Annotated in this window: 22 protein-coding genes, 1 tRNA gene and 3 pseudogenes; 7 read left to right on the top strand and 19 right to left on the bottom strand. The window is 60.6% G+C overall.

Annotated elements, in window-relative coordinates; translation table 11 throughout:
- The first annotated feature begins 6 nt into the window (after window positions 1-6).
- Both RWJ89_RS08875 and RWJ89_RS08870 read left to right on the top strand, forming a co-directional pair.
- Window positions 7-519 (top strand): DUF934 domain-containing protein, encoded by a 513-nt coding sequence (locus RWJ89_RS08875; RefSeq protein WP_316030858.1) that lies wholly within the window; start codon window positions 7-9, stop codon window positions 517-519.
- A 38-nt stretch (window positions 520-557) separates the two neighbouring features.
- Window positions 558-1,769: a UbiH/UbiF family hydroxylase gene (locus RWJ89_RS08870; protein ID WP_221998832.1), complete on the top strand. Its 1,212-nt coding sequence runs from the start codon at window positions 558-560 to the stop codon at window positions 1,767-1,769.
- Here the strand turns inward: RWJ89_RS08870 and RWJ89_RS08865 are convergent.
- The 10 genes and pseudogenes from RWJ89_RS08865 to RWJ89_RS08820 form a co-directional block, all read right to left on the bottom strand.
- Window positions 1,737-2,697 (bottom strand): annotated as a pseudogene (locus RWJ89_RS08865) (AEC family transporter). The gene RWJ89_RS08870 and the pseudogene RWJ89_RS08865 overlap by 33 nt on opposite strands.
- Window positions 2,698-2,866: 169 nt before the next feature.
- Window positions 2,867-3,802 carry an MBL fold metallo-hydrolase gene (locus RWJ89_RS08860; protein WP_316030857.1) on the bottom strand — a complete coding sequence of 312 codons (936 nt, stop codon included), beginning with the start codon at window positions 3,800-3,802 and terminating at the stop codon, window positions 2,867-2,869.
- A gap of 208 nt (window positions 3,803-4,010) precedes the next feature.
- Window positions 4,011-4,499, bottom strand: a complete 489-nt coding sequence (locus RWJ89_RS08855; protein WP_168281853.1) for a cupin — start codon at window positions 4,497-4,499, stop codon at window positions 4,011-4,013.
- A gap of 297 nt (window positions 4,500-4,796) precedes the next feature.
- Window positions 4,797-5,588: an SDR family NAD(P)-dependent oxidoreductase gene (locus RWJ89_RS08850; protein ID WP_221949667.1), complete on the bottom strand. Its 792-nt coding sequence runs from the start codon at window positions 5,586-5,588 to the stop codon at window positions 4,797-4,799.
- A gap of 245 nt (window positions 5,589-5,833) precedes the next feature.
- Complete coding sequence (locus tag RWJ89_RS08845) at window positions 5,834-7,363, bottom strand: aldehyde dehydrogenase (NADP(+)) (RefSeq protein WP_316030856.1); 1,530 nt, start codon at window positions 7,361-7,363, stop codon at window positions 5,834-5,836.
- 697 nt (window positions 7,364-8,060) lie between these two features.
- The gene (locus tag RWJ89_RS08840) at window positions 8,061-9,098 is read right to left on the bottom strand and encodes an LLM class flavin-dependent oxidoreductase (protein ID WP_316028530.1); all 1,038 of its coding nucleotides are present in this window, start codon (window positions 9,096-9,098) and stop codon (window positions 8,061-8,063) included.
- Between the two features lie 255 nt (window positions 9,099-9,353).
- The gene (locus RWJ89_RS08835; RefSeq protein WP_316030855.1) at window positions 9,354-10,391 is read right to left on the bottom strand and encodes an alpha/beta hydrolase; all 1,038 of its coding nucleotides are present in this window, start codon (window positions 10,389-10,391) and stop codon (window positions 9,354-9,356) included.
- Between the two features lie 484 nt (window positions 10,392-10,875).
- Window positions 10,876-11,670, bottom strand: coding sequence for an ion channel (locus RWJ89_RS08830; RefSeq protein WP_077981072.1), 795 nt, complete (start codon window positions 11,668-11,670; stop codon window positions 10,876-10,878).
- A 239-nt stretch (window positions 11,671-11,909) separates the two neighbouring features.
- Window positions 11,910-12,680, bottom strand: coding sequence for an SDR family NAD(P)-dependent oxidoreductase (locus RWJ89_RS08825; protein ID WP_316028575.1), 771 nt, complete (start codon window positions 12,678-12,680; stop codon window positions 11,910-11,912).
- Window positions 12,681-12,919: 239 nt separating this feature from the next.
- Window positions 12,920-13,669: a cytochrome c biogenesis CcdA family protein gene (locus RWJ89_RS08820; protein ID WP_316028531.1), complete on the bottom strand. Its 750-nt coding sequence runs from the start codon at window positions 13,667-13,669 to the stop codon at window positions 12,920-12,922.
- 231 nt (window positions 13,670-13,900) lie between these two features.
- Here RWJ89_RS08820 and RWJ89_RS08815 point away from each other — a divergent pair.
- Window positions 13,901-13,976: transfer RNA gene (locus tag RWJ89_RS08815), tRNA-Lys, on the top strand.
- Window positions 13,977-14,006: 30 nt separating this feature from the next.
- Here the strand turns inward: RWJ89_RS08815 and RWJ89_RS08810 are convergent.
- On the bottom strand, window positions 14,007-14,207 hold the full coding sequence (locus RWJ89_RS08810; RefSeq protein ID WP_020049824.1) for a hypothetical protein: 201 nt from the start codon (window positions 14,205-14,207) through the stop codon (window positions 14,007-14,009).
- Window positions 14,208-14,331: 124 nt separating this feature from the next.
- Window positions 14,332-14,525, bottom strand: a pseudogene (locus tag RWJ89_RS08805) (hypothetical protein).
- 304 nt (window positions 14,526-14,829) lie between these two features.
- Between RWJ89_RS08805 and RWJ89_RS08800 the strand changes: the two are divergent.
- Both RWJ89_RS08800 and RWJ89_RS08795 read left to right on the top strand, forming a co-directional pair.
- Entirely contained in the window at window positions 14,830-15,003 is a 174-nt protein-coding gene (locus RWJ89_RS08800; RefSeq protein ID WP_231283788.1) for a hypothetical protein, read from the top strand.
- Between the two features lie 170 nt (window positions 15,004-15,173).
- On the top strand, window positions 15,174-15,377 hold the full coding sequence (locus RWJ89_RS08795) for a CsbD family protein (protein WP_077981068.1): 204 nt from the start codon (window positions 15,174-15,176) through the stop codon (window positions 15,375-15,377).
- Window positions 15,378-15,448: 71 nt separating this feature from the next.
- On the opposite strand, the gene RWJ89_RS08790 is transcribed toward RWJ89_RS08795, so the two are convergent.
- On the bottom strand, window positions 15,449-15,676 hold the full coding sequence (locus tag RWJ89_RS08790; protein ID WP_077981067.1) for a hypothetical protein: 228 nt from the start codon (window positions 15,674-15,676) through the stop codon (window positions 15,449-15,451).
- A gap of 146 nt (window positions 15,677-15,822) precedes the next feature.
- Between RWJ89_RS08790 and RWJ89_RS08785 the strand changes: the two genes are divergently transcribed.
- Together RWJ89_RS08785 and RWJ89_RS08780 are read left to right on the top strand one after the other, a co-directional pair.
- Window positions 15,823-15,993 carry a hypothetical protein gene (locus RWJ89_RS08785; RefSeq protein WP_316028532.1) on the top strand — a complete coding sequence of 57 codons (171 nt, stop codon included), beginning with the start codon at window positions 15,823-15,825 and terminating at the stop codon, window positions 15,991-15,993.
- 322 nt (window positions 15,994-16,315) lie between these two features.
- Window positions 16,316-17,810 (top strand): annotated as a pseudogene (locus tag RWJ89_RS08780) (FAD-dependent monooxygenase).
- Between the two features lie 131 nt (window positions 17,811-17,941).
- On the opposite strand, the gene RWJ89_RS08775 reads toward RWJ89_RS08780, so the two are convergent.
- The 6 genes from RWJ89_RS08775 to coxB form a co-directional block, all read right to left on the bottom strand.
- The gene (locus RWJ89_RS08775; protein WP_316030854.1) at window positions 17,942-18,679 is read right to left on the bottom strand and encodes a hypothetical protein; all 738 of its coding nucleotides are present in this window, start codon (window positions 18,677-18,679) and stop codon (window positions 17,942-17,944) included.
- A gap of 112 nt (window positions 18,680-18,791) precedes the next feature.
- A complete protein-coding gene (locus tag RWJ89_RS08770) occupies window positions 18,792-19,838 on the bottom strand; it encodes a c-type cytochrome (RefSeq protein WP_316030853.1) in 1,047 nt (348 codons plus the stop codon).
- Window positions 19,829-20,461 carry a cytochrome c oxidase assembly protein gene (locus RWJ89_RS08765; protein WP_020049831.1) on the bottom strand — a complete coding sequence of 211 codons (633 nt, stop codon included), beginning with the start codon at window positions 20,459-20,461 and terminating at the stop codon, window positions 19,829-19,831. Before RWJ89_RS08765 ends, RWJ89_RS08770 begins: the two co-directional genes overlap by 10 nt.
- Window positions 20,458-20,838, bottom strand: a complete 381-nt coding sequence (locus RWJ89_RS08760; protein WP_020049832.1) for a hypothetical protein — start codon at window positions 20,836-20,838, stop codon at window positions 20,458-20,460. The genes RWJ89_RS08765 and RWJ89_RS08760 overlap by 4 nt, the downstream gene beginning before the upstream one ends.
- A 4-nt stretch (window positions 20,839-20,842) precedes the next feature.
- Complete coding sequence (gene ctaD / locus RWJ89_RS08755; RefSeq protein WP_316030852.1) at window positions 20,843-23,359, bottom strand: cytochrome c oxidase subunit I; 2,517 nt, start codon at window positions 23,357-23,359, stop codon at window positions 20,843-20,845.
- Window positions 23,356-24,315 carry a cytochrome c oxidase subunit II gene (coxB, locus tag RWJ89_RS08750; RefSeq protein ID WP_316030893.1) on the bottom strand — a complete coding sequence of 320 codons (960 nt, stop codon included), beginning with the start codon at window positions 24,313-24,315 and terminating at the stop codon, window positions 23,356-23,358. Before coxB ends, ctaD begins: the two co-directional genes overlap by 4 nt.
- Window positions 24,316-25,268: the final 953 nt, after the last annotated feature.

Below are 25,268 nucleotides of genomic sequence, written 5' to 3'. Positions count from 1 at the left end.
GGGATGATGACGAAGATCTGGAGAGAAACCGGTTTTGTCGAAAACGATCCCTGGGTGATCGAGACCGACGAGGTGAAGGCGTCCGAAGAGCAGAAGCCGCTGCTTAGTCTCGACGAACTGATCGCCAAGGCCGACGAAAGCAACGATGTCGGCCTCGGCGTGCTGATCAAGCCGGCCGACGACGTGCGCCGGCTGGAGCCCTATCTCTATCGCCTCGAAATCATTGCCGTCGCCTTTCCGGCTTTCAACGACGGCCGCGCCTTCAGCCATGCTTCGTTGCTGCGCCAGCGCCTCGGCTACACCAACGAGCTGCGCGCCGTCGGCGACGTGCTGATCGATCAGGTGCCGCTGATGCTGCGCGTCGGCATCGACAGCTTTTCGGTCACCAACGCCACGGCGCTGAAGCGTCTTTCCGAAAACCGTCTTCCCGCCATTCCCCATCATTATCAGCCGGCGGTGCGTGACGCCGAGGCCGGCAAGGGCTATAGTTGGCGCCGTCAGGCGAAGCCGGCCGCATAAGCGGTCGATCCGCCTTTTTACGATGGCGGAACGATAGCATGAAGACATTCGAAGTGGCGGTGGTCGGTGGCGGTCTGGCCGGCATGATCGCCGCAATCGCGCTGGCGCGCGGCGGCCGCAGCGTGGCGCTGGTTGCCCCCGTTGCTCCCAAGGAGGACCGGCGCACCACAGCGCTGATGGATCAGTCGATCCGCTTCCTCGACCGCCTGGCGCTCTGGGAAAAGCTTCGTCCCGCAGCCGCCCCTCTCACCAGCATGCGCATCGTCGACGGCACCGACAGGCTGCTGCGCGCCCCGACCACCACCTTTCGCGCGGCCGATGTCGGCCTGGATGCCTTTGGCTACAATTTCCCCAACAGGGCGCTGATCGATATCCTCGAAGAGGCCGCTGCCGGCGAGGGCAATATCAACCGCTTCACCGATATGGCCGAATCGATCGACATATCAGCCGAAGTGGTCTCGATCACGCTTGCCGGCGGCGAGACGCTGTCGGCCGATTTTGCCGTCGGCGCCGATGGCCGCGGCTCGAAGCTGCGCGAGACCTCAGGCATTACCGTGCGCAACTGGTCCTATCCGCAATCGGCCATGGTGTTGAATTTCGCCCATTCGCTGCCGCACCAGAATATCTCGACCGAATTCCACACCAAACACGGCCCCTTCACCCAGGTGCCGCTGCCGGGGAGCCGCTCCAGCCTGGTCTGGGTGCAGGATCCCGCTGAGGCGGCGAGCCGCATGGAATTGCCGCTTGCCGAGCTCGGCGCTCTTGTCGAGGCGCGCATGCAGTCCATGCTCGGCAAGGTCAGAGTCGAGGAGGGCGTCCAAGTCTGGCCGCTGTCCGGCATGATGGCGCATCGTTTCGGCAAGGGACGCATCGCGCTGATCGGCGAGGCCGCCCATGTCTTCCCGCCGATCGGGGCGCAGGGGCTGAACCTCAGCCTGCGCGATATCATGGCGCTTGCAGATATCCTTTGCGACAGGGCGGAATTGCCGGTGCCGGCCGATGCCGGCGAAAGCTTCGACCGCAGGCGCCGCGCCGATATCATGACGCGCACGGCCAGTGTCGATCTTCTCAACCGCTCGCTGCTCTCGGATTTCCTGCCCGTCCAGATGCTGCGGGCTGCCGGCCTGCATATCCTCTCGGCCATACCGCCGCTGCGCAATATCGTCATGCGCGAGGGCATCGAGCCCGGCCGCGGCTTTCGCGATATTCCCGATGCGCTACGGGAAAAACTGAAGCGGAAGAAGGCCTGAGCGGATCACGATCAGCCAGAGCGAAACAGTCACCACCGAAAACACCGTGGTGATCAGGATCGTCGCCGAGGCGCGCTCCTGCCAGACGCCATATTGCTGGCCGATGACAAAGACATTGGTCGCCGTCGGCAGTGAGGCGAGCAGCGCGGCGGCTTGGATCCACACCGGCTCGAAACCACCAATCGCCGTCAGCGCAACGAAAACCGCGATCGGATGCAGGATGAGCTTCGCCGGCACGATATAGGAGATTTCTGCCGGGATCCGCTTCAGTGGCCGCAGCGCCAGCGTCACGCCCATGGCAAAGAGCGCGCAGGGAGCCGCCGCCTGGGCGAGATAGTCGACGAGGCGCTGAAACGCCAGCGGCTGGTCGAGATGCAAGGCAGCCACGGCAAAGCCAAGCGTCGTCGACAGGATGAAGGGATGCAGGCCGACTTTCCGCACGATGTCGGCGATAAGCCGGCTGGCTGAACGCTTGTCGTCGCCAGCCGCTGCCATCAGTGCCGGCGCCACGACGAAATGCAGCGCGTTTTCGAAGCAGATGATCAGCGCCACCGGCACCGCCGCGCCTTCGCCGAGCGCCAAGAGCGCCAGGCCCGGTCCCAAATAGCCGATATTGCCGTAGGCGCCGGCAAAGGACTGGATGGTGCAATCGGCAAGCGAATTGCCGCGCAGCAGGCGGCCGATGGCGAAAGCAGGATGAAGACTGCATAGGTCGCCGCAATATCGGTGGCGATGAAATCGACGCGGCTCAGCTCTTCGATCGGCGTGCGCGAGACGAGCTTGAAGAACAGAGCGGGCAGGGCGGCATAGATGATGAAGGTTTCAGCCAGCCGAGCGCTTCGGTAGGCTGCTTCGTCGCCTTGGCGGCGATGTAACCGATGAGAATCAGGCCGAAGAACGGCAATAGCAGGCTGACGATATCGGCCAAGAGGTCTTCCAGGATGCGGGGATGATCGGCGGGTCAGGATCTGACTTAAGCAATTCCAGCAAAAGTGTGTAGTGGTTTAGCGTTCGGAATTGCTCAAAAAACAAACCAGTAGAGCGTGGACTCATTCACGCGATGAGTACACGCTCCAAGATCCCAACCCAACAATCGATCAGTAGTCCCAGAAGGCCGCCACCCAACGAAAGGCGTCGCCTTCGACCGCCACCCGGCCGACGGATGGGAACGGCAGGTGGGTGGCCACCAGTTGCTCGCCGGTCTCCGCCAGCTCCCGCAAAAGACGGATCCGAACGCGCGCCGCCTCCTCGGGGTCGTGCTCGAAGCCGTTGAACCAGTCGGGGTGCTCAAAGCCGACCGCGAATACGGCGTCGCCGGCAAACATCAGCCGGTCGCCGCCGGACGCCACGCGGATCACGCTGTGCCCCGGGGTGTGGCCGCCGGTGCGATGGACGACCACGCCCGGCGCGACCTCGTACTCGTCATCGAACAGCCTGAAATGGCTGCGATACTCTTTGGCGAACCGCTCGGCGGTCGCCCGAAGCGCTTCCGGGAAGCCCGGCGGCATGGAGACACGGGAAAAATCGGGCGCCTCCCAGAACTTGACCTCGGCCGCCGCCACGTGGATGCGCAGGTCCGGACGCAACTGGTCCTTCACCCCATCGACGAGCAGCCCGCCAATATGGTCCATGTGCATGTGGGTCAGCACCACGTCGGTCACCGACGCAAGATCGATGCCGGCGGCTTCCAAACGCTTGATCAGCTGCCCGGCCCGCGGCAGATGCAAGTCCGGGTCGATCCCCAGCCCGGCGTCGAGGAGTATGGTCTGATCGCCGCTGCGCACCACGACCACGTTCAGCGCCCAGTCGAAAGCATCCGCTGGCAGGAACATGTCTTTCAGCCAGCCCGCTCGGACGGCGGGATCGATGTTGTGTCCCAGCATCGCGGTAGGGAGCGGTAGCACTCCATCGCTGACCACCAGCACCTCAATCTCGCCGACCCGCACCGCGTAGCGCGACGGCACCAATTCGTCGAGCCGAGGTCTGCCGGTGTGTGCGGTGTTTTCCAGGCTCATCTTTGTCTCAAGGTTCATGTTCGTCTCCTTCTGACCGCCGCCTTAAACACGGCATCGACGACGCTACATGGAGGCGTGTTTGCGATCGATTGGTCGAGGGATAAGGACGAGTGGGGCCGAGGGACAGGGCAAGCCATACCACGGCATAGGTGCAGGCCTCGCTTTTGCTGCCGGCGTGGTGCTGATGGGGGCGGCGTCGATCAGATCGGCGAACGCGGCAAGCCTGCTACCGCCATTGCTCGATCAGAAATCCCGATGGTCCTTGAACGGGATCGGTGTCGGGTAGGGGTACCGACGAGATTTTCGTCAGCGTCTCGCTTGAAGCAGCCGAAGTCTGAATGTCGGCATGCTGTCCCTTAGGATAAGCGCCGATGACCTGGAAGTTCGACGTGCAGCCGAGATTCTGATGCCCTGTCCCGGCAGGAAGCACCAGACAGTCTCCGGCCGCCACCGCTATTGCTTGACCCCCGGGACCACCAATCAGCAGCGTGGCGCTACCAAGCGCAATTCCCAGCACCTCATGGGCACCGGAATGGTAGTGCTGATAATCGAAGACACCGTTTGTCCAGATGCCTGTCCAACCGTTTGCCGCGAAGCGACGTTCGAAATCGGTCGGTCCGCCGTCGGCAAACAGCCCTTTGTAAAGCAATACAGGAAGATGCGGGTTGTTCGGGACCCAGTCGCTCGGCCCGAAAATGATCGTCTCGATGTTCATACTGAATTCCCAAGGTCGTCGTCGATTGCCGCGACGCGACGGCCATCGAGCCGTCGACGTTGTTCGCCCAAGTCTTTCGCTGCGTCTTCCATTGAACTCATCTGCGCTGATGTTCTCGAGGCTAAACTTTGGCGGTCGCCAGCGGTTCCTTGACGTGCCGTCTTTTCGATAAGCTACTGGTCTGCGAAGAGTGAGAATTGGAGGGCTTTGGAAAGGCCACCGAATAGCCCGCCACCGCAGCGCATCGCGGAGACAACTTCCGACGAAGACGGTGCAGTGGCCGGTCGGTGGAGTCCGTCAGAGCGTGTCGATCAGGCCTCCGTCCACGCGCATCGAAGCTCCAGTCGTTGCGGACGCCAAAGGGGAGGCCAAATAAGTGACGAGATTGGCAATTTCCTCGACGCTCGCGGCCCGTTGGATGATCGAACCGGCGCGGTGCTTCTTGACGAAGTCCGCCGCCACCTCCTCGATCGGTTTCCCCGTCTTCACACGTTCCTCGGCGAGCATCGCCTCGACGCCTTCCGAAAGCGTGGGGCCGGGAAGGACGGAGTTCACGGTGACGCCCGTGCCAGCCATGCGCTTAGCAAGGCCGCGGGCAACCGCGATGTCTGCGGTCTTGCTGACACCGTAGTGGATCATCTCGACCGGTATGTTAAAGCCGGATTCCGACGCGATGAAGATGACGCGGCCCCAATCGAGCTTCTGCATGCCCGGAAGATATGCGCGCGAAAGCCTGACGGCGGACATGACGTTCACCTGCCAGTGGCGGTCCCATACCTCGTCGTCCGCATCGAAGAAGTCTAGCGGCTGGAAGATGCCCGCGTTGTTGATGAGGATGTCGACGTGAGGGACTTGGGCGACAAGAGCGTCACATCCGCCAGCGGTCGCGAGATCGGCTGCCGCCGCGGTCACGCTTCCCTTGGCGCCTTCGCCTTTCAGGCGGACGGCGGCTTTTGCGGTCTTTTCTTCGGAACGGCCGTTGACCACCACGTCCGCACCCGCCCTCGCGAGCTGGCGGGCGATTGCGTATCCAATGCCTTCAGTGGATCCGGTAACCAGAGCGGTCTTGCCTGTGAGGTCGATCTGCATCTTGTGCTCCTGTGAGGTTGGATGACAGAACGTATGAACTGGCGACCGGTCTCGCAACAGCCTACGATGCGGATAAGCCTTCCCCTTCGACTGGGCGGCCGCTGGGCCTAGTCACAGGCACCGCGCAGATCATCGCGGGTGGCGGGCAAAAAGCTACGATGGCCGCTAGAACAGCGGCAGTCTGACCTGCGTCGTGGATGCATCGATCGCATCCACGACATTCTGTTGCCCGAGGCTAAACGCGCTTAGAATAGTTTGAGCGGCTCGGGAAGCAGATCTATCGGAAAGTCCTGATAGGAGACCGGGCGCAGGAAGCGGTAGATCGCCATGGTCCCGACCGAGGTCGATCGTCCGTCCGATGTGGCTGGATAGGGTCCGCCATGGACCATCGCCGGGGAGACCTCGACCCCCGTTCCGAAGCCGTTGACGAGAAGTCGGCCCGCGAGCAGCTCCAACTGCGAGATCATCGGCGAGGCGGCCCCGATGTCTCCAGCGTCCACGTGCAGGGCGATGGTCAACTGACCTTCCAGGGATCCCACGACCCTTCGCAATTCCTCGTCGTCACGGCAGCGGACGATCAGTCCCGAGGCGCCGAAAACCTCTTCCTGAAGTTCCGGATTCGCGAGGAATGCAGCCGCGGTCGTCTCGAAGAGCGCCGCCGCTGCCTGATGGGGCGTTCCGTCTTTTCCCGCGGCCACTTGCGAGACGGAAGACGATGACGACAGCCTTGCGACGCCATTGCAGTATGCGTCAAAGATGCCACCAGTCAGCATTGTTTGAGCCTGCGATTCCGAAAGCGCTGCGGCGGCACTCTCGATGAAGGCGTCGAGGCCCGCACCCTCGACGGCGATGATCAGGCCAGGATTGGTGCAGAACTGGCCAGCGCCGAGGGTCAGAGAGGATACGAACGATTTTCCGATCTCCGCTCCTCTGCTCCGAACTGCGTTGGGATAGAGGATGACAGGATTGATGCTGCTCATTTCGGCGTAGACGGGTATCGGCTGCTTCCGCTCCGACGCGATCTTCATCAGCGCGGTGCCGCCGCGGCGCGAGCCCGTGAAGCCGACGGCGCGTATGCGGTGGTCGGCGACCAGGGTCTGACCGACCTCGAATCCCGCGTCGAACAAAAGCCCAAACGTCCCCCGCGGAAGGCCGCATGCAGCAACCGCGTCCGCGACGGCTCTGCCGACCAGCTCGGACGTGCCGGGATGCGCGGAGTGCGCCTTGACGATAACCGGGCAGCCCGCGGCGAGGGCGGAGGCGGTGTCACCGCCAGCGACAGAGAAGGCGAGGGGAAAATTCGATGCCCCGAACACCGCGACAGGGCCGAGGGCAACGTTTCGCAGCCGAAGGTCCGGCTTTGCAACCGGCCTGCGCTCCGTATCGGCCGGATCGAAGCGAAGTTCCTGAAATCTGCCGTCGCGAACCTCCTTGGCGAACAGGCGAAGCTGTCCGACGGTCCTGGCGCGCTCTCCCTCGATGCGGCCGCGTGGCAGGCCAGTCTCGTCAATCGCTCGCAGGACGAGATCGTCGCCGAGTGCGACGATGCCTTCGGCGATTGCTTCCAGGAACCGAGCCCGATCATCGAGCGACGTCTCCTTGTAGATCGGGAAAGCGTCCCACGCCAAACTCGTGGCCTCTTCCACCTGCTCCTTCGTCGCACCTGCGAAGCGCGGTTCCATCGGGTTGCCGTTGGCGGGATTGATTGCGGAGAATGCCGCGGCCGCGCCGCGCACGTTCGCGCCGCCGATAAGAAGGTCGCCGGAGAGTGTCATCGTGGATCCTTTCAAAATGAGAAGCCATGGCCGCCCTCGCCATGCTGAATGGAGGCTCTGCGTAACCGTCGGCGTACGGCTGTCGAACTCACATAGGCATCGACGGCGGGCATGCCAACCCTTCGCTCGTTAAAAGTATTACTTTTCAATTCATGCCAAATCGGCGCGCGCATGGCGACCGCCGGATGCTAATGGCTTGACCGTCCCGCTCCGATTCCCTGCGAAGCCCCGGGATAACCACGGTTTTAAGCACGCTCATGCCTGCCTCCGTTTGGGCGACGCGGGTGGCCTTCGTTCACCTAGCGGCGCCATGCGCTGACCGGTTGTGTGCGGAGGCAGCCGGACACGGTTTGCGTCGTCTTCCGCTTTGCCGGGACAATCGCGCCGAAAACCGGGCCACGATATTGTACGAAGGTGTCTCCGATACGTTCGGATCGGGTGCCGCCTTGGGCACACCAAGGTACAATAGACGTGAGGAATGGCCGGAGGTATCACCCGAGCAGCACCACGGATGATTGGAGTTCACATGACCCGCTGGCCGGATCGTCCTCGATCGGCGCGCGTCCGCCTGACATCGCCTTCCGGACGACGCCGTGGTTGGTGCGCAGGGACGGGGGTCCGGCGACAGCTTCACCATCACGGGTCGGTCGAGCATTCGAAGATAGCGGCGCCGATCAATGTAGGCGCCTCAATGGCTCTAGCCGAGACGGTGTCCGCAAACGATCGGAGCGACATCGGTGCCAAGGAGTTCGATCGAACGGCGCATTGCTTCGGTCTCCAAGGCGGCTGTGCTCATCTGAAAGGTGAGGCGAGAAATCCCTCCCAACGTTCTGTTAACATGCTCGATCTTTGCCGCAACCGTCTGCGGGCTGCCAACCAGAAACGCACCGTTCGGGCCGCACATGAAGTCGAATTGCGCCTGCGTTGGCGGTGGCCAGCCCCGTTCCCGTCCAGCGTCCGTGAACATCTGGAACCAGCCAGGGAAGAACGCTTCCCTGGCTGCTTTGTCAGTTTCCCCGACAAAGCCGAGAGCGTGCACGCCGACCCTCTGTTCCTCGCTGGGGTGGCCCGCGGCGAGCCATGCACGTCGATAAAGTTCGACCAACGGCAGAAACCGCTCGAAGCTACCGCCGATGATGGCGACCATCAGAGGCAAGCCAAGTGTTCCGGCGCGGATGAAGGATTCGGGCGTCCCGCCGACACCCAGCCAGATTGGCAAGGTTGGCTGGTGCGGACGGGGAAAGACACCCTGGCCGCCGATGGGCGCTCGAAAGCGGCCCTGCCACTCGATACTTGGCTTTTCCCTGATCTTCAGCAACAGGTCCAGCTTCTCCGCGAAGAGGGTATCGTAGTCCCGAAGGTCGAATCCGAACAGGGGATAGGCCTCAATGGATGAACCTCGGCCGACCACGATTTCCGCTCGTCCGCGCGATATCAGATCCAGTGTGGCGAATTCCTGAAAGAGCCGCACGGGGTCGGCAGCGCTGAGGACGGCGACAGCGCTTGTCAGCCTGATCGACTTCGTGCGCGCCGCAGCGGCCGCAAGGATCACGGCTGGCGCGGAATCAAGTGCGTTCTCTCGATGATGTTCGCCCATGCCAAAGACGTCGAGGCCGACTTGATCGGCCAGCTCGACCTCCGCAAGTACGCTCTCCATGCGATCGATGGCTGACTGCAGTCGTCCCGTAGCGGGGTCGTTCAGCAGCATGGCAAAACTATCGATACCGATTTCCAACGAAGGATCCTTTCGAGGCACTGTCGCCACGCAACCGCGGTGGTCGCTGTTTCGGCGCTTCCTGCTTCTGATAACTCGCCCCGCGATGGAGCGGACACGGCTGTCTGGCAGAAGCGCCTCCCGCTTCATCACACGATGACAGGCGTCCTACTACCCGTCATTTTCTGATCGATACTATCCAAATATCCGATAGGTGAGTTCGTTTGTACCTGATGGCTGGCGAGCCTCGGAAGAACCGTCCAGCAATGCTGGTGCTTATGCCCATGCATCCGCGTCGATGACTGCCTGAGCGAAAGCCTCTGGTGACTCCTGCGGGAGATTATGGCCTATACCGCCCTTGATCAGACGGTGTTCGTATTTTGCCTTGAATTTTCCGGCGTAGGCCTTCGGATCAGGATGCGGTGCTCCATTGGCATCGCCTTCCATCGTAATCGCAGGCACGTGGATGTCGGGAGCGGATGCGAGCTTGGTTTCGAACTCGTCGAACCGCTTCTCTCCCTCCGCGAGACCGAGCCGCCAACGGTAGTTGTGGACGACGATCGCCACATGGTCCGGATTGGCGAACGCCGCAGCGCTTCGTTCAAACGTTTTGTCGTCGAATTTCCACCGAGGAGAGGCGAGTTGCCAGATGAGTCTGGCGAAGTCGTTCGTGTATTTTTCATAGCCGTCGCGACCGCGTTCTGTCGCGAAATAGAACTGGTACCACCACTGCAGTTCGGCCGACGGCGGCAACGGCGCCTTTCCGGCGGTCTGGTTCCCGATGAGATAGCCGCTGACGGAGACCAAGCCCTTGCATCGTTCCGGCCAGAGCGCGGCGACAATGTCGGCGGTCCGCGCGCCCCAGTCGAAACCCGCGACAGTGGCTCGCTCGATCTTCAGAGCGTCCATCAGCTTGATGGCATCGACTGCCAGCGCCGACTGTTGGCCGTTGCGCATTGTGTCGTCGGCGAGAAACTTGGTGCTGCCGTATCCTCGCATATGGGGGACGATTACACGATGGCCCTGGTCTGCAAGCAACGGGGCGACTTCGGCGAACGCATTGATGTCATAGGGCCAACCGTGGAACAGAAGGACGGGCGATCCGTCGTTGGGGCCAAGTTCGGCGTATCCAACAGTGAGGTCTCCCGCGTCGATTTGTCGGTCAGCGACAAGCCCGTGGCCATTCTTTCGGCCGACCATCTTGCCCTGGTCAGCACCCGCGGCATGTCCCGCGAGGATCCCCGCCGCCGTAAATCCGAGTGCGACCCCGCCGAAGGACCGACGCGTGAGGCTCCCAGTTCTAAGATCGCTCATGATTGCTTCTCCGATAATGGACGATGGATGGCCGCCTCGAGATCATGCTCAGAGAGCGTTGGCATCGGGAGTTTGCGACTGATGACTGGGGTCCGCTAGTGGACGAAGGTATTGGGCATACTAACGTGTCGTCGATACCTAGGTGCAACAGCCGCCTCTTTTGCCGTTAGCCATACTGTTCTCCAGGCCGCGGGCGTTCCGCCGGCGCGCTTTAGGAGAGGATGATGAGCTACCGAGACAACGACAACGATACGTCGGGGAGTCATTTTCCTTGCGTCGCAATCCTTCTCGCCATGGCGGCTTTGGCTGGCGCCTTGGTATCGGTCAGACAGCCCGTCGTGCCAGCCCGCGTCTGGGTACCCGTTCAGTCAGCCGGATCATCGACCGTTAAGCCGGCGGCGGCGTGCTCCCCAGCACGGGCGGGCTGCAATCCGACGGACGAAGCCTCGTCCGAAAGCATTGCAAAAATCGCTAGGATCGACGGTCACAATCCCTCGTCCGGTATGTTCAAGACCTCTCCGCACGCCTTGCAATGAACGGCGTCCGCGTCATGGCGCTGAAGGCCGCATCGGTGGCAGGAATAGGTCACCTTGTGAGGGCGGACCACTGCCTGAGCAAGCCTGACGAAAAGGGAAATGCCGACAATCATCGTCACAACGGAAGTGAGCTTGCCCAACGTTCCCGGAAGCGTGATGTCTCCGAATCCCGTCGTCGTCACCGTCGCGACCGTGAAGTATAGCGCATCGACGAATCCTTCGCCTCCCTCCCTGTTATAGAAGAACGACGTATAGACGAACCCGGTTGCCATGAAGAGGAACACAAGGAAATTGATCACCGCCCGGACGACGTCGAGAAGGTATGAATAGCCGGCCTTGCGCAGCAAGTCCCTAAGCAGCGGACTCCTGCCGATCGCCCAGAACCGCATGATCCGCAGGAAAGCGAAATTGAAGAGCAGATCCGGCAGCAACAGCGTGGCCAGCACCACAAAGTCGATCCAGGTCATCGGCCGCCGAATCCACTCGCGCAGAGAGAATGCGGCAATCGCCCGGCCCGCCATCTCGGCAGCGATCCACACGGCTATCGCATAGTCGATGATCAGATAGGACGGACCCGATCGCAGGTACGGGCCGAGCAGGAAGAAGGCGAGAATGGCGACATCAATGGCAGCAAATACCACCCGAAAGGCGACCGCCTGCTTGCCGTCGGCCCTATCGAGCTTTCGCAGCACCTGACGAAGCGAATTCTGCCGAGAGCCGTTGTCGGATTCGAGGGTTTCCATCCAGGGAATCTAGATCCCTCATTGGCGTCTGCAAGTCGCCAAGAAATCGACTCCTCGGTGACAGTCCGTCTGCTCGACCGACCTTCCACTCCGAGCCGAATTCATGGCCAGTTTGCATGAGAGCTATTGATCCTGGCCGAAATCTTATGACCAGCGCCTTTGCCGATGACGTAGGGCGATCCTTGTCCGGCAAATCGTTGTTCACTTGCACAGGACTTGCGCTGCAAGGGGGCTCAATCTCAGGCGACGGACCATCCACCGTCCACCAGCAGATTAGTGCCGGTGATCAGGCTCGCTGCCGGTGATGCAAGGAAGATGACTGCACCCACCACATCATCGGTTTCTCCGATCCGGCCGAGCGGAATGTGATCGAGCGTCGCTTCGCGATTGTCGGCATCGGATAGAAAAGGTGCTGTGCCATCGGTGTGAATGAACGTTGGCGATACGGTATTTACGGTGACATCATAGCGTGCCCATTCGGCTGCAAGGCAACGCGTGAGGTGATTGATGGCCGCCTTGCTCATGCAATAGATTGCCTCGCCGCGCAGTGCCACGGTACCGGCCTGTGAGCTGATGTTGATGATCCTGCCGCCGTTGCGCTTGATCATGTGACGGCCCACAGCCTGCGTCATCAGAAAGGTACCCTTGATGTTGACATCGAGTATCTCGTCAAGATCCTTCTCCTCGACCAGTTCCGCGAGGTTGCCCGGAGCCACGCCGACATTGTTGACGAGGACGTCGATCCGCCCGAACGTCGCAAGCGCCGCGTCGACGGCTTGTGCGATATGGGCTTTGTTGGGAATGTCCAGTTCAACGGGGAGAACTTTTCGCCCCGCTCCCTCGAGTTCGGCAACCAGGCCCGCCGACGCTGCGACATCGCGGACACCCAAAACGATATCGGAACCTGCTGCGGCACAGGCAAATGCGCAAGCTCGACCGATGCCACGGCTCGCTCCCGTCACTAAGGTCACCTTGCCCTCAAGGCTGAAGTCCGGCGCATTCTTCTGCATCACGATGCCTCCCTCGATGAAGCTCATTTATGGCAGCGTCGGCGTGCGGATGCCAGATATTCTCAGCATACTGAGGAGTGTCCCCTTGACCAATGGGCTATCCCGCAACGTGGGGCGCTTTTCCCGATAGGCCGCGCAAAGCCGCATTGCCCGTCGGTACCGGCGACGGACGGCGCAGGAGGAAGCGGAGGAGCCCACGCACACCTGCACCATGGCCAGGAAAATCGGCAGCCGGTGGCCTAGCCGATCTGCATCAGGATCGGAAAGGTCTGCTGGAACCAGATCGCCACATTGCTGACCCATCCGAACAGGAAGGCGAGGCCGGTCAGCACGAGGAACAGACCCATCACCTTTTCCACCGTGCCGAGATGGCGGCGGAAGCGCGACAGGAAGCGCATGAAGGCGCCGGAAAAGCCGGCGGCGATCCAGAACGGGATGGCAAGGCCGAGCGAATAGATGGCGAGCAGCCCGGCGCCGGAGCCGACCGTCTCGCGCGAGGCGGCAACGCCGAGAATGGCGCCGAGCACCGGGCCGATGCAGGGCGTCCAGCCGAAGGCGAAGGCAAGGCCCATGATATAGGCGCCTGTCAGCGTCGCCGGCTTGCCGCTGCTCTGGAAGCGCGCCTCACGCGCCAGCACCCCGATTCGAAAGAGGCCAAGGAAGTTCAACCCCATGACGATGATGATCAGCCCGCCGATCTTCGACAAGAGGTCGAGATGCTGGCGAAGCGCCATGCCGATGCTGGAAGCACCGGCGCCGAGCGCCACGAAGACGGTGGCAAAGCCGAGCGTGAAGAGCAGTGCCGAGAAAAACACGCCGCGCCTGACGTCGGGCGCCACCGCCACCGCACCGCCTCCGCGGAACTGCTCGACGGAGACGCCGGCCATATAGCAGAGATAGGGCGGAACGAGGGGGAGCACGCAGGGCGACAGGAAGGAAAGCGCCCCGGCAATGAGCGCGCTCCACAGGGAAATATCGGCAATCGACACGCATTCTCTCCGGCTGCAATCTGCGTGATGTTCCTAGCTTTGCACGCAAGCGATTGCCAATCACCTTTTTGCGCGCGCAAGAAATCTGTCTCTGCACGTAAGATATTTGTCTTGGCGTGCGCAAGAAATGTGCCGAACGTTTGCAAAAGGCAAAATTTTCGGTTGACCGGCATGGGTCGCCTGCCTATGTTCCGCCCACTTCCAGCCGGGGTGGTCACACCCGCGGAGAGGGAGAGCGTAGCTCAGCTGGTAGAGCAACTGACTTTTAATCAGTAGGTCTCGGGTTCGAACCCCGACGCTCTCACCATTTCTAGTCTTCAAGATTGCCGCCGCGCTCTCAGATCAGCAGTCGCATTAACGCGGCCTCGTCCTTCACCCCATGCTGGTACGAATGGATAACCCGCTGAGCCAGATCTTCGCGCTCGGTGTCTGTTGTGATTTCTCGCACCGAGCTGATGTGGTCAAAGACTCTTTGGCAAAGCGCGACTTCTTCGTCGCTCAACGCGGTTTGTGCGTCGGCTATCTGGGATCGGATCATGATCGCCCTCACTTCCTTTGGAACGATAGAGAATGAACATCTCCTTTTTCAGCGCATGAAGGGAGACACAAGCTCGTGAGGTCTCATCGCAATCTTCCGGATTGGCCTTTGTCCCATCTGACAACTAGCGTTCGTTCGGACCGCTCCGCACACATGCGGAAGCTTGCTTTCTCCGGGCATTCCAGATCACTCGTACCCTATCTTCTCAAGAGACAGTAATGCACCAAGCATTTCTTCATCCGACAGGCTCCGCAGAGAAACGTTAAGTGCGTCAAGGCCGCCTAGATTGTAGAGATAGACGAATATATTGAGTGACATTGTTTCTCTCCCATTGACATAGTATAACACTGGAAAAATGATTTGCTTAACGCTTGGATTAATATTTTCACATCTATTATAGTTTCAAAAATTGTTTGCGATTTTCTTGATTGGAGTCTGGCTTTGATTGGACGCGGGCAGAGCCTTGCGTCTTTCGCTCTGTCCTATACCGCACATTGAAATCTCCGGAATTTGGCATAAAATCAGTGCGTTGTGGTTACGTGTCACGTCAGCATCTGGGAGGATTGCGATGTTTCAAGGTATGCACGGCTCCAAGTCGGCTCTGGGTCCAGAAGACCTCACAATGATCAAAGACATCTATGACGAATGGTGCGCCGCTCGCTGCTGCTCCAAGGATAGCCCAAGTGCAATCAAAGCAGCTCAAGAGTTGATCTCCATGTTCGAACATGGGGTACGGTCGAAAGATGATCTCCGCACTATGGTCGGCACAATAGGTGCCCATTTGCTCAAACACTGAACTAAGCCGATGGCGATCGACTGCTGGCGAGCACTTGCGCGCATGGCCTGGGCTGTCGTTTACGTGCGTCGGCGCAGGATCACGTGACGGTTTATGAAATCAGCTAATACACAGGAACCAACTTCGACTGCGGTCCGTTTCCTGCTCATCAACAATAGGAGAAATCGACCATGGATTGGAATCGTGTCGAAGGAAACTGGAAGCAGGCGAAGGGCAAGATCAAAGAGCAGTGGGGCAAACTCACCGACGATGATCTCGACCAGATTGCCGGCAAGCGCGAGCAACTGGAAGGCAAGATCCAGGAGCGGTATGGTATCGAAAAGGACCGTGTTAAACGCGACATCGATGACTGGACCAGTCGCCAGACTTGGTAATGCCTGAACAAAAACCCGGTGAAAGCCGGGTTTTTGTTGCCGAAGGAGCTAAGACGCCCAAGGAGTGTCGGTCATGAATATCCCCCAAAAGCCAAGAGAAGTGCGCCGATGGCGATAACGGCCAACGCCGGCCAGTTTTGGGATACGCCGAGGAACCTGAGGCCTTGGCGCCGTGGTTCCAGCGTGGTGCCGCCTTGCGGCATTTGGTGCGGATTACTCGGTTTTCGACCAAGCGCCGACGTGAAAAGAAAAAGAAGTCCGCCGATGATGAGAGCGGCTCCGGTGAGGATTGCCCACATGATGGCCTCCGCTAGCGATGAGGATGCAGGTTAAACCAAATCCGGACCTGATCGTTCCGTGAATGCTACTCACTTGAACAACCGCCGCGTCAGAACCAAAAGCGCTCGCATTGAATTTGACCGCTGAGCAATCCTGGAGATCCCTCATGGATAAGACACCGAAGGCGGCCATCCGCGGAATGATGTTGTACGTGCTCGCTCTTCTCGTCCTCGGGGTGCTGGCAGGCGCCGCCTACATGATCTATGGCCATCCCGCCGATCCGTCCGAGCGACCGGCGGCTGAGACGATTCCGCAAAAAGCTCCGGCTCCGCAGTAAGATACCCTTCCAAGGAATTGATCGATCGCTGTTCGAGAACAGACGATGACCGGGGAAGATGCCTGTCAAAATCCGGCGCCCACCCGGTCAGGTCGTGCTGAAACGCCTGAGGTTCCACGGCACCAGATCAGCAAATGGCAAAGAATATGGCTTTAGAGAGCAAGGCCGATATCCTGTCGCAAGTCCTTCCAACCAGTATGGAACTCTTATTATAGGGAGAACAACCTGCGACAGAGAAAATCGGCATCTGCGCAGGACCGATTACTAGTGGGGCCAGCTCTGTCTGGAATCCTGAAGGAGCGGCGGAATAGGGAGTTTGCGGATGAGGGAACATGCAGTCGTGATATCAGGGGCAGGGCCGACGGGCCTGATGCTGGCAGGCGAACTGGCCTTGGCGGGCGTCGACGTCGCCATTGTGGAGCGCCGCCCTGACCAGGAGCTTGCCGGTACGCGTGCCGGCGGACTGAGCGCACGCACGCTCGAGGTTCTCGATCAGCGCGGCATCGTCGACCGGTTCCTCGCGGAAGGGCAGATAGCCCAGGTCACGGGTTTCGCGGTGACGCGTCTGGATATCAGCGATTTTCCGAACCCGGCACAATTACGGGCTGGCGCTGCGACAGAAGCATGTCGAGCGCATTCTGGCCGGCTGGGTCGGCGAGCTGGCAGTGCCGATCTATCGCAGCCTCGAGGTAACGGGTTTCGCGCAGGATGAGAGCGGCGTCGCCATTGAACTCTCCGATGGCGCCTCGCTCAGGGCGCGCTATCTCGCCGGCTGCGATGGCGGCCGCAGTCTGATCCGCAAGGCTGCCGGCATTGCGTTTGAAGGATGGGATGCGACGACCGGCAACATTCTCGCTGAGGTGGAGATGGAAGAGGAGCCGCCATTGGGCATCCATCGCACGGCCCTTGGCATCTATGCCTTCGGCAGGGAGGAGTATGAAATCCACGACGGCAAGATCGTCTTTGCCAAGGAAGGTCCGATCGGCGTGATGGTGCCGGAGAAGAATGCCGGCGCCACGACCGAACCGACGCTCAGCGATCTCAGGGAAGCCCTCCTCGCCGCATTTGGAACGGATTACGGACTCCATCGCGTCAACTGGATTTCCCGGTTCACCGATATGTCCAGGCAGGCGACGGCCTACCGCAAGGGGCGGGTACTCCTCGCCGGCGATGCCGCCCATGTGCACTCTCCGGTCGGCGGGCAAGGCCTGAATACCGGTGTGCAGGATGCCGTCAATCTCGGTTGGAAGCTGGCCCAGGTGGTAAAAGGAAGATCGCCTGACGCCTTGCTCGACACCTATCACGCCGAGCGGCATCCGGTTGCCGCCCGCGTGTTGCGCATGACGATGGCGCAGGTGGCATTGCAGCGCACCGACGATCGCACTGAAGCCTTGCGTGACGTGGTAAGGGAGCTGCTTGGCATGGAGGAACCGCGCAAACGCATCGCTGCCGAAATGTCCGGATTGGCGATCCACTACGAGTTTGGCGAGGGGCATCCGCTGCTCGGCCGCCGCATGCCTGACCTCGACCTCACCACGGCTGTCGGTCCTATGCGTCTCTTTACGCTGCTCCAGGATGCGCGGCCGGTGCTCCTGAACCTTGGCGCGCCCGGCAGCGTCGGCAACACGCGGTGGTCGGACCGCATCAAGTTGGTCGACGCCGGATATGAGGGCGCATGGGAGCTGCCGGCGCTGGGCTTGGTCTCGGCGCCAACTGCAGTGTTGATCCGGCCCGATGGATATGTGGTGTGGGTCGGCGACGGGGCGCAGGATGGTCTGCAAGAGGCTGTGAATAGCTGGTTCGGACCACCCGGCTAAAGCTGACGAAAGCGCTTGCCTGAGCATGATGCCGAAAAGTGTAAGCGGTTTTCGGACGACATCATGCTCTAACTCTTTAATTTAGAACAGGATTCAGATTTTAGGCCGAACAGGCCTAAAATCATCCTGTTCTAAGCGGCGAGCGAGATCGGATCGCAATCCGATATCGTCGCGGGCTTCGGCATGGGTTTGCCGCGGCGTTCCCACGTCCGGCGGCTGATGCCGAAAGCCTCCCAAGGGCGCACTTGGCTGAAAGAATTGGCGAGATAGTCGGCTCTGGAAAGCGCGCCGGCGGCGCGGCGCTGCTCCTCTTTTCGGCTTCGGTCCCGCTGTCGCCGCTTTTCCTTTTGCAGTTTTGCTCGTTTCTGTTTCGGCACATCGAAGGCGCCGATGGTGCGGATATCGAGGGCGCTCCGTTCTGCGTAGCTGAGGTGCAGAGCATGGCCGAGCGCGTCGGCCGACAAGTCAGAAAAGCGCACCTTTGTCCGCTCGTAGATCACGTCCTCTATGTCGGCTTTCCCAGCCCAGGGAAGCCATCGCGCCGCCCAGCCGAGAACCACCTCGACGAACTCTTCCTTGAACTCGACAAGGGCGAGGCCGGCGATCACCTCGACGTAAATCAATGCGTCATCGGCTTCGGGCACGATGTCTCCGTGACGGTGCCTGATCAATTTTTCGATCTCGCGCATCCGGCCGCGGAAATGGTTCCAGCGGCCGGTCCGCATGCGGCGCTGGACAGCCTTGTAACCGAGCAGACAGTCGCCGACCTTGATGGCTGTAACATCCCGCGCCAGGCCCTCCGGCCAATCGGAGTTTGTGGTCCGCTTTCCCGATTGAGCCGCTTCATCTGCGCCAATAAGACGAGCCATCGAATTCCCTTACCACCTGCCTTTGACGGCGAAACGGCTGATTGTAAAGGAAGGGCCGGGGGGTGATCATCCACTTTTTGCAATCCGGCGAACATCGTCGCGCAGGAAAGCTTCAATCCTTGGACAACGCACTGTAATAGGCTGCGAGCGCCTGAATATCGTCGTCGGTCAGGCCTGCGGCAGCCCTTGTCATTACACCCGCATAGGCGCCGCCGCCACGAGTTCCGGTACGGAAAAGACCGAGCTGGTTTTCGAGATAGGGCACCGGTTGGCCGGCAAGGCGTGGATAGGCCTCGTTGACACCGGCAGCGTCATGGCAGGCGGCGCAGGCCGCGATGCCACGCGTCCGGTCACCGCGTTCCGCAAGGACCTTGCCGAGAGAGAGCATTTCCGAAGGTCGGCTCGTTTCGGTGGGTACGCTCTGACTGGCGAAATAGCTGGCCAGCTTTTTCCGGTCTTCGCTCGATGTCTGCGAGAGCGCAACCTTCATGACGCCGCTTGGGCGTTTGCCGGTCGCGTAAGCCTCGAGACTGTCGCGGAGGTAAGTCTCCGACTGACCGGTGAGACGCGGGATAAGACTGGTTTCATCGAGGCCTGCAGACGAATGGCAGCCTTCGCAGCTTTTCACGATCGCAGCGAAGTCCCGGGACGCCGTCGCGGAAAAGCCGGCGAGCCGCTGATAGGCTGCCTGGTCGAGGCTTGGATATTCCCGCAGGAAGGCGACCATGGCCCAGACCTCGTCATCCCGTTCCAGCGAAGGCCAGGCGGGCATGCCGGTATAGCGCACGCCATGTTTGACGATCTCGAAGAGCTCGGCATCATTCCATGTCGCGGTGACATGCTGCAGGTTGGGCGGAGGAGGAAGCATGTTTTCGACGGTGGCGGGTCGCGGCATAGCCGGCGAACCATGACAGCCCGCACATCCGGTTTCGTAGTGACCTGCGGCAAGCGGCAGCATCGCCGCCGTAAACCGTGGCGCATGCCCGCCCAGCGCTGCCGTGCGCACGGATGCCCGCATCACCCAATGGAGGAACCAGTCCGTAACGCGCCAGTGCCCGGTGCTTGCACGGATGTCGACGATGCCGGCCCAGGCGACGAACAGGCCCGCTGCAGCAAGTACTGCGGCGCCGGCAGATATCCGTCTCCACCTCATCCGCATTGGCTGCCCCTTGAAGACGTAGGCTTGAGGACGTCGGCAAGCAGGATGATGGCGCCGAGCATGTAGGCGGCTGCGCCGACCAGGAGCATGACGACACCGCCGAGTTGCTGATCGGTGTCGCGGCCAAGGACGAAGCCGAGACAGGTGACATCTCCGATCCCATAAAGCGGGCGGGGCGCAAGTGTCAGCAGGACGCCGAGCAGCGTCATGTGGATCGAGGTGAAGAGCAGGCCGATGATGCCCGCCAACCGCTGGGCGCCTTCATCATGCCGCCGGAAACACGCGGCCCACAACAGAATGCCGGCAAGAAGGAAGCTTGCCTGTTCGAGAAGCATCGCATCAAGCCGCGTTTCCGCCAGCCGACGGAGCGCCGGCATATGCCAGAGCCAGACGACGATGAGCTCGGCGACCGAGGCAAGTACCGGCCCGAACCAGGGGAGATGGACGGCGGGATCGAGCCGCCTGCCGCTGACCGCCATCGCCAGCAGCGGAGCTGCAATGGCGACGGTCGTCATATGGACGATCATATGCGCCGTCAGCGATCCGCCGTTCCAGCTCGTCGCAAGAAGCGCCAGCGCAAGACAAAGGGCAAAGATGCCGGCGACAAGAGCAAGGTTCTTCATCTTGCGCAGGCCTCGATGAAAAGCAGCGGGACCGATACGAAGATGACTGCAACGAAACTCAGGCCCGACAGCAGCAGTGTTGCAAAGCCCTGGAACAGCAACCGGTCTTGCCTCGTCGGTTCGTCATGAGGCGGATCGCCGCTGCCGAAGCCCCATTGCCGCCAGGCGAGCCAGGCGGCACCGAGAATGGCAAGCAGCGCGAGCACCGTCACAATGGACAAGGTAAAGCGGAGCATACCGAAAGAGAAAGCAACTTCCGATGCTTTCGCGCAATAGACGGCGGCTGCGACATAGCAGACAAGGAAATGCAGAGCCCAGACGGCGGGCCCGGTAAACAGGGTCCAGAGCGTTTCCACCTCTTTTGGGATCAGGCGCATCTCGTCACCTCAACTCTGGAAACAGGCCCAGCACTCCGAAGGAGGTGAGGGCAGTGATGACCAGGAAGTGCCAATAGAGCACGACATTGTGCAGATCGGCGTCATATTCCGCCGTCAGACGACCCGCAAAGCTACTCGCCAGACAATAGAACTGCATGATCACGGCAACGAGGCCGTGAACGACCGTCCAGAGCACGATGACCCAGACGATCGCCGGATAGACATGCGCCGTCGGCTGCATGTCGTACAGATAGGGACCCGCCAGACCGGCGGCGCAGGCGGCAAGTGTGAGGATGGTGGCGGTGAGGAGGCAAAGACGGGCCGATGCCATCCTGCCCTTCGAATTGATATATCGCGCAAACAGCATGGCAAGCCAGGCAAGCATAAAGAGCGCGGCCGCCATCAGGGGCCAGAGCCTGCCCGGACCCGGCAATCCTGCCGTAAAATCGGGATGGATCGTCCAGTAGAAAAAATAGCCGAACATCAAGCTGGCATAGGCTGTGCCGTCTCCGGCCATGGTGATGAAGACCGCCCACCAGCCGACTGAAGCCGGGCCGGAGGCGTAAAGGGGAACCTGCTTGCCAAGGCCGATATCCCTGAGATTTTGGCTAGGTATCTCGTTGGTTCCGGTCCAGAGCCAGATCAGGATGACGACAAGTGTCACGGCGGCACATAGCGCCGTCAAGATCCACCAATGGAAGGTCAGTGCGATGAACGCGCCGCCAAGCGCCAAAGCGGAGATGATGGTCAGAAGCGATGTCCCGCCAACTCGCAGGCATTGCAGCGGTTCGGCGTCCAGAACCGACGTCACGAGCGTTTCGCGCCGACCATCGGCCGCGTCCGGCAGATAGTACCGGCCCGCCTTGATGCCGTCGATCAGCTCCGGCTGGTCCCAGAGCGGATACCGGCTTTTGATGATCGGAATGGACCGCACGCCCCAATTTTCTTCCGGCTCGCTGATCCACTCGAGCGTTCCGGCATTCCAGGGGTTCATTTCGCCTTTCGGCTCGCGATGTTTAGGACGCAGAACATCGATGACGATGATGGTGACACCTGCGGCAAAAATGAAAGCGCCGATGGTGGAGACGAGGTTCAGGAGGTTCCAGCCGACATCGGAGGGGTAGGTGAAGACCCGCCGCGGCATGCCGCGCAGGCCGGTCAGGTGCATGGGGAAGAAGGCGGTGTTGAAACCGACGAACATGAGCCAGAAGGCGATTTTGCCCCATCGAGCCGAAAGTTTTTGTGCGTTCACCAGCGGATAATAATAGTAGATTCCGGCAACCACCGGAAACAGCATGCCGCCGATCATCACGTAATGGAGATGGGCGACGACGAAATAGGTGTCATGCGCCTGCCAGTCGAAGGGCGCGAGCGCCACCATGACGCCGGTCAGCCCGCCAATGATGAAGATCGCCAGTCCCCCGACGCCAAAGAGCATGGGAAGGGAAAAGATCACCCGGCCGGCCAGCATGGTGGCGATGAAGACAAAGATCTGCACTCCGGTCGGGATTGCGACGGCCTCGGACGCTGCCGAGAAGAAGGCCAGTGAAATCTGCGGCAGGCCCGTGGTGAACATATGGTGGACCCAGAGCCCGAAGCTCAGGAACCCAGTGCCGACCGCAGCCAGCACGATCCAGGAATAGCCGACGATCGGACGCTGCGCGAAGGTCGGAACGATCATCGCCATCAGCGCGATGGCGGGCAGGAAGATGATGTAGACCTCGGGGTGGCCGAAAATCCAGAATAGATGCTGCCAGAGCAGCGGATCGCCGCCACGTGCTGCATCGAAAAAAGGCCAGTCGAACATCCGCTCCATCTCGAACAGGATGTCGCCGGCAATCAGCGGCGGAAAGGCGAAGAGGATCATGCCCGCCACGATCAGCAGATACCAGGCAAAGAGCGGCATCATGTTGATCCGCATGCCCGGCGCCCGGCATTTCATGATGCCGACGATGAGCTCGACGGCTGCGGCGATGGAGGCGACCTCGATGAAGGAAAGGCCGAGCAGCCAGATATCCGCGCCGATGCCGGAATATTGCTTGTCGGTGGCAAGCGGCGGATACATGAACCAACCCGCATTGGGCGCCGCCCCGAAAAATATCGACCCGCAGACGAATACGCCGCCGAGCGCAAAACTCCAGAAGCCGAAAGCGGAAAGCCGCGGAAACGGCAACTCCCGCGCGCCAAGCATGGAGGGCAGGAGGAAGATTGCGACGGCCTCGAAGATCGGAACGGCAAACAGGAACATCATCACGGTGCCGTGCAGCGTGAAGGCCTGGTTGAAGAGATCGGCGGAGAGAAAGTCGTTGTCGGGGACTGCCAGTTGCAGGCGCATGAGCAGCGCAAGGATGCCGGCAAACAGCATGAAGATGAAGGCGGCCGATCCATACCACAGGCCGATCTGAGTGTTGTTGACGGAGGTCCAGTAACGCCAGCCTTTCGGATTGGCCCATACGCGCCGAAGTTCCGCTTCCTGCGCGGCGGATGTTTCGGCTGAGACCGAAGCGAGTGGTTCCGTCATTTGAGCCCCCCGAGATAGCGGGCAATTTCTTCGATATCATCTTCGGGAAGCATGTTGAAAGCGGGCATCTTTGCGCCCGGTTTCACCGATGAGGGTGAGTGAATGAAGCGGGCGATGTTTTCCGGCGTGTTGGCAAGCGCACCTGCGCCGATCGAGAGGCGGGCGCCGATCAAGGTGAGATCCGGGGCGGTCTGGCCGGCGATCTGCAGTCCACGGAGTGAATGGCACCCCACACAGCCATGGCGCTGCAGGAGTTGTCCGCCTTCATTCGCAGCGCTTGCCTGGCCATCGATCAGCCTGCTGCGCCAGGCGTTATAATCGTCCTCCTCCATGACGACGACCGACAATGCCATATAGGCATGCGAGGCTCCGCAAAATTCGGCACAAGGGGCACGATAGCTGCCGGTGCGCGTTGGCGTCAGCGTGAGGAAATTGGTCCGGCCCGGAATCATGTCCATCTTGCCGCCCAGCGCCGGAATCCAGAAGGAATGAATAACGTCGGTCGCTTTGAGGGAAAAAGTCGCCGGTCGGCCGAGGGGCAGGCGAATTTCGTTGGCGGTCTCGAAAGCAGGCTGGTCACCGACGGCCGGATAGCGAATACGCCACCAGAACTGCTCCCCCGTCACCTCGATCGCCCCATCCTTTGCTGCAAGCAGGTTCCAAGGCCGTATCGCCGGCATCAGCCAGACTGCGTAGCCCAGCAAAAGCAGAAGGACGACAGTCGGAAATGCAACTCCACCCCAGGCAATGAGCGCGCCAGCCTTCTCCGCCGGCCATGCTTCCCGTCGATGGCGCGCAGCGTGAAGGAGCAGGGAGGTTACGCCGACCCAAATCGTAATGCCGCCAATAACCATGACGACGAACAGCCGATAGACCGCCTCCGATTCCTCGCCGGCGGGACTAAGCGCGGACTGCTGACCGCTGCAACCCGCAAGAACGAGTGCGGTGAAAGGAATAAGACATCGCAGGATTGTCGGTCTCCCTTTCCTCCAATGCTCAAGATCTCCGATATGGAACGCGTATGTCCGGTGGCAAGTGGCTGTTGTTTGTTAGGCGGCAACTGGGCGGTATCGCCAATGCTGTGAATACGTCACAACCGACGACCGAAAATACCTTCGGCGAAACAGCCGGTTCGGCCTTCTCGAAACCTGTCAGGAGGCGTTGGCGGATCAATCGCGTTTCGTGAAGTGTTTTCAACCAGGCGCGTGCTCCGGCTTCCCCTCGTCCATACGATCGCCGGGAGAAGAAGACGCGGTTGAGCCGCCGCATGCCATCAGCACGTCTGCAATCAGCGGAAGCCGAAGAAACTCAAAATCGCGAGCACGATAACGACAGCGCCGACAAGCCAGATCAAATTGTTCATGGGAAACCGTTCTCCTGTTTAAGGGTCGGGCCATTGTGACCCGATCATCTAACGGTGAGGCAGGGCTTGGAGTTCCCAACCGGTCCAATTGCTGCAGCGTGCCGCCCAATTTCCGGCTCTATGCCTATCAATAACTGCACGAGCGAGCATTGCTGGGTCTGAACCCATCCGCACATGCCGGGTTTACCGATGTATTCCGCTGATACTGAAAATCCTGGTGATCCTGCCTTGCAGGCGACGTGCAGGAAGACGTGAACACGGACACACCGATCAGCACTGCCGCTACCAATGGAAAAAATCGGTTCATCTGAACGTCTCCTCACAAGCTTGTCATGATCGCAATCTACCATGCCAACGCGAGCCTATACGAAAACTTCTGGCCCGCTAGATCACGCTCACCTGAGCCGAAACATTCGCGCAATTGATCAATCAATCTATAATCGTGATGCGTCGCGGCCTCAGCCGATGACTAAATTCACGTAAGTCTAAGCTGATCGGGCTATTCCGTCGCTATGGAAGTAGTTCCGCGACGTTAATAGTCAAGCG

It is taken from the genome of Rhizobium sp. 10PS4 (assembly GCF_032464805.1).
GTDB lineage: Bacteria > Pseudomonadota > Alphaproteobacteria > Rhizobiales > Rhizobiaceae > Rhizobium > Rhizobium laguerreae.
This window is presented reverse-complemented; position numbering and strand designations above follow the sequence as displayed.

Coding starts and splice junctions, on each gene's coding strand:
- RWJ89_RS08850 (WP_221949667.1), bottom strand. CDS start 5,588: ATGCAGATCGACCTCACAGGCAAGACCGCTCTGGTTACCGGATCCACT.
- RWJ89_RS08830 (WP_077981072.1), bottom strand. CDS start 11,670: ATGGAAACCCTCGAATCCGACAACGGCTCTCGGCAGAATTCGCTTCGT.
- RWJ89_RS08870 (WP_221998832.1), top strand. CDS start 558: ATGAAGACATTCGAAGTGGCGGTGGTCGGTGGCGGTCTGGCCGGCATG.
- RWJ89_RS08760 (WP_020049832.1), bottom strand. CDS start 20,838: ATGCGCCTGATCCCAAAAGAGGTGGAAACGCTCTGGACCCTGTTTACC.
- RWJ89_RS08785 (WP_316028532.1), top strand. CDS start 15,823: ATGGATAAGACACCGAAGGCGGCCATCCGCGGAATGATGTTGTACGTG.
- RWJ89_RS08800 (WP_231283788.1), top strand. CDS start 14,830: ATGATCAAAGACATCTATGACGAATGGTGCGCCGCTCGCTGCTGCTCC.
- RWJ89_RS08765 (WP_020049831.1), bottom strand. CDS start 20,461: ATGAAGAACCTTGCTCTTGTCGCCGGCATCTTTGCCCTTTGTCTTGCG.
- RWJ89_RS08790 (WP_077981067.1), bottom strand. CDS start 15,676: ATGTGGGCAATCCTCACCGGAGCCGCTCTCATCATCGGCGGACTTCTT.
- RWJ89_RS08875 (WP_316030858.1), top strand. CDS start 7: ATGACGAAGATCTGGAGAGAAACCGGTTTTGTCGAAAACGATCCCTGG.
- RWJ89_RS08855 (WP_168281853.1), bottom strand. CDS start 4,499: ATGAACATCGAGACGATCATTTTCGGGCCGAGCGACTGGGTCCCGAAC.
- RWJ89_RS08775 (WP_316030854.1), bottom strand. CDS start 18,679: ATGGCTCGTCTTATTGGCGCAGATGAAGCGGCTCAATCGGGAAAGCGG.
- RWJ89_RS08860 (WP_316030857.1), bottom strand. CDS start 3,802: ATGAACCTTGAGACAAAGATGAGCCTGGAAAACACCGCACACACCGGC.
- RWJ89_RS08845 (WP_316030856.1), bottom strand. CDS start 7,363: ATGACACTCTCCGGCGACCTTCTTATCGGCGGCGCGAACGTGCGCGGC.
- RWJ89_RS08835 (WP_316030855.1), bottom strand. CDS start 10,391: ATGAGCGATCTTAGAACTGGGAGCCTCACGCGTCGGTCCTTCGGCGGG.
- ctaD (WP_316030852.1), bottom strand. CDS start 23,359: ATGACGGAACCACTCGCTTCGGTCTCAGCCGAAACATCCGCCGCGCAG.
- RWJ89_RS08770 (WP_316030853.1), bottom strand. CDS start 19,838: ATGCGGATGAGGTGGAGACGGATATCTGCCGGCGCCGCAGTACTTGCT.
- RWJ89_RS08825 (WP_316028575.1), bottom strand. CDS start 12,680: ATGCAGAAGAATGCGCCGGACTTCAGCCTTGAGGGCAAGGTGACCTTA.
- RWJ89_RS08795 (WP_077981068.1), top strand. CDS start 15,174: ATGGATTGGAATCGTGTCGAAGGAAACTGGAAGCAGGCGAAGGGCAAG.
- RWJ89_RS08810 (WP_020049824.1), bottom strand. CDS start 14,207: ATGATCCGATCCCAGATAGCCGACGCACAAACCGCGTTGAGCGACGAA.